Annotated in this window: 2 protein-coding genes; one reads left to right on the top strand and one right to left on the bottom strand. The window is 68.1% G+C overall.

What is annotated here, in order from left to right:
* Positions 1 to 1250, bottom strand: a 1250-nt coding sequence (locus VI078_03960; protein HEY5998440.1) for a chemotaxis protein CheB, incomplete at its 3' end; no start/stop codon positions are given.
* A gap of 528 nt (positions 1251 to 1778) precedes the next feature.
* Between VI078_03960 and VI078_03955 the strand changes: the two genes are divergently transcribed.
* The coding region (locus VI078_03955; GenBank protein ID HEY5998439.1) for a DUF6600 domain-containing protein at positions 1779 to 3586 on the top strand (1808 nt) is incomplete at its 3' end.

Genomic DNA, 3586 nt, shown 5'->3' with positions numbered 1-3586 from the left:
ACCTCCGGCGTCAGGTAGATCAGCAGGTTTCGGCAGAGGAGGATGTCCAGTTTGGTGAAGGGCGGGTCGGTGATCACGTTCTGGGTTGCGAACGTGACCATCTCCCGGATCTCCTTGCCGGCCCGGTAGCCGTGCTCCTCCTGCCGGAAGAAACGACGCAGGCGTTCGGGAGACACATCGGCGGCGATGTTGACCGGCCAGAGCCCCTGGCGCGCCCGGTCGATCGCGTCCTGCTGCACGTCGGTGGCGAAGATCTGCAGCGTGAATCGCCCCCGGGGCTTGAGCCGCTCCAGTGCCTCCTTGAAGACGATGGCAAGGGAATAGGCTTCCTCCCCCGTCGAGCACCCTGCCGACCAGGCTCGCAGCGGGCCTCCCGCCGGGCGCTCCGAGAGCAGTGACGGGATGGCCGTGTCCCGCAGCAGCTCCCAGACCGGCGGGTCGCGAAAGAACGTGGTCACCCCGATGAGCAGCTCCCTGGCGAGCAGGTCCAGCTCCTGGGGATTCTCCTGGAGAAAGTGGGCGTACGAGGCGATCCGGTCGATCTGGTGGATGCCCATGCGCCGCTCGATGCGGCGGTACACGGTCTGCTTCTTGTAGGGGGAGAAGTCCTTGCCGGTGCGCGTCCGCAGCAGGATGAGGATCTTCTCGAGGGAACTCTGATCCCGGGTCGTCAGGGCGGGTTCCCCCCGGGCGGGGTGGCTGTGCCTGAGGAAGGCAAGGATCTTTCCCGGCAGCTCGGCCGCCGGCGCGACCAGGTCGACGAGCCCGGCGTCGATGGCGCTGCGCGGCATGCTGTCGAAACGTGCTGTTGCAGGATCCTGCACGAGCACGAGCCCGCCCTGCTCCTTGATGGCCCGCACGCCGAGCGTGCCGTCGGAGCCCATGCCCGAGAGCAGGACGCCGATGCTCGATCCCCGGCAGTCGTCGGCCAGCGAGCGGAAGAACAGATCGATGGGGAGGCGCAGGCCGCGGGGCGCGGCCGGTTCGAAGAGGTGCAGCGTGCCGTGCAGGATGGACATGTCCTTGTTGGGAGGGATCACGTAGACACAGCCCGGCTTGACCTTCGTCCGATCCTTGACCTGTGAGACCTTCATCGGGGTGGAGCGCTGGAGCAACTCGGGCATGACCCCCTTGTGCGTCGGGTCCAGATGCTGGATGACGACAAATGCCAGCCCGCTCCCGTCCGGGACGTGGCTGAGGAACTGCTCCAACGCTTCCAGCCCGCCGGCGGATGCGCCGATGCCGACGATCGGGCAGGGGCCGGTTTCCTCCGGCTGTCGGTCGCCGGCCGGTGCGGCCGTCGGGGAGCTGCGGTCGGGACGGCCCGCCGACACGCCTCGCTTCACCGTTGGCACGGAGGGGCAACCCTTCCCGGAGCGCAGATCATCGATGCTGGCATCCGTGTCCCCCGAAACTCTCTCGATTATTGACGTTTTCATCTTCCGAACCCATCGCGGAGATGTCAATGGGGTCTTCACAGGGGTTTCCTCCGGGCGGACGTCTCGTTATCGGGAATGTATCGAAACGCCATTGTGGGACACCGCCCTCCGCCGTCCCTCCGGCGATTCGCTCTGCGGTCGCGCCGGATAACACATCGCATTTCCGGCGGTTGCGTGCCTCGCGCTCCCACGAGCCAGCGCGTGGCACCCTTGATGCATCGATGGGGATCAGGAGAACCACCGGCAGCGGAGAGAGTGCCGTTGTGCGCGGCTCGGTCGAGCCGAAAAGGCGCAGACAATGCAGGCGATCCGGAAGAGCCCGGTCCCGAGGAGGGAACCATGAAGATGAACCCTGTTCTCCCAATGGTGGTGAGCATGGCGCTCATGCTCGACGCGCCGTTCGCGAACGGCCAGTACATCCCGCGGGCGACGAGTCCAGGCGCGATGGCGGACGCCGCGAGACAGGTCGCCGAGGAGAGTTCCGCCGGCCTCGGGCTGGCCTTCGTGACGTACCTGAGCGGCGACTCGCTGATCCGGAGCACGGACGACGAGGACTGGGCCGCCCTGGCGCCGAACCTCTCGCTTCGGGTCGGCGACCGGATCTGGGCGCAGGACGGCGCCAAGGTCGAGGCGCGCTTCCCCCTGGGGGCGACGGCATGGGTGAACTACCAGTCCGAGCTCGACATCACCCGGCTCGAACGAGGCAGCCGGGCCGACACCATCCAGCTGGCGCTCGTCTCGGGCGAGGCCGCCTTCGACGTGATCGGCTTCGCGAGATCCGGCTCCGTCTTCCAGGTGGATCTGCCCCACGCCTCGATCCGCGCGACCCGCTCGGCGCGCTTCAGGGTCAACACCCTGCCCGACGGCACGGCCCAGATCGGCGTCATCGGCGGCACGCTCGTGCTCGAAACCCCGGACGGCCTCACCGATGTGATCGCCGGCCGGATGGCCGAACTCCGGCCCGACGGCAGGGTCATGCTGGACTTTCTGCCCGCAGCCGACGAGTGGGACTCCTGGATCGCGTCGCGGGCGGACCTGTACGACCGGCCGGCCGCGAGCGGCCGCTACCTGCCGGCGGACCTCTCGCCGTACGCCCACGAGTTCGACTCCTCCGGGCGCTGGGTCAGCGACCGGAACTACGGCAGCGTCTGGGTCCCCGTGGTCGACGCGGGCTGGTCGCCGTACTCCAACGGCCGCTGGGTCTGGCAGGCGAACGACTACGTCTGGCTCTCGTATGATCCCTGGTACGCCCCATTCCACTTCGGCAGGTGGAACTGGAGCGTCTCCATCGGCTGGTTCTGGGTCGCCCCACGGGGGAGGGCCTACTGGTCGCCGGGCTATGTCGGCTGGTCGATCTTCGGAGACGACGTGTGCTGGGTGCCGCTCGGGCACGACGATGTCTACTACGGGTACGGGAACTACGGCCCCGGCACCGTGAACGTCTACAAGACGACGAATATCAACATCACCAACGTCTACGTCAACAGCACGGTGAACAACGCCGTCGTGGTGGTCAAGAGAGACAACTTCCTGCGGGGCATGATCAAGCAGGGGCGGATCGCCCCGACGCGGAACATGTTCCAGCGGGGCGGCGGCGGCGATCTGAGGATCATCGGCAGGGCGCCGATTCCGGAGATCAAGCCGATACGGGAGACCCGGCAGCCCCGGCCGGACATACAGATCACCCGGACGTCGTTGCCCCCGGCGCGGCTCGACAACCAGTCCAGGGCCATCAAGGACCGAGTCGTGGCCCCGACCAAGGACAAGTCCGCCTTCACGCCCGGCAAGAAGCCGCCGGCCCACAAGAACGTCGTGAAGGAGAAGGAACTCGAGCAGTGGGTGCCGCCCAAGAAGGGGCGGGCCGCCGCGAAGCCGGAGCCGGCCTTCACGAAGCCGGCGCCGTCTGCCGGGAGACCGGAGCCGGCCTTCACGAAGCCGGCGCGCCCTGCCGCGAAACCGGAGCCGGCCTTCACGAAGCCGGCGCCGTCTGCCGGGAGACCCGAGCCGGCCTTCAAGAAACCGGCACCGCCTGCCGCGAAGGGCCCCGGGCCGCCGCTGCCGGCCGGCAAGCACCAGTTCAAGAGAGTTCCCGAGCCCCAGGGAGGGGCGATTGGGGCCCCGGAGCCGGGGGGCGTGCCTGAGGACCA

The sequence above is a fragment of the bacterium genome (genome assembly GCA_036524115.1).
In the GTDB taxonomy this organism is placed as follows: Bacteria; JAUVQV01; JAUVQV01; order JAUVQV01; family DATDCY01; genus DATDCY01.
This window is presented reverse-complemented; position numbering and strand designations above follow the sequence as displayed.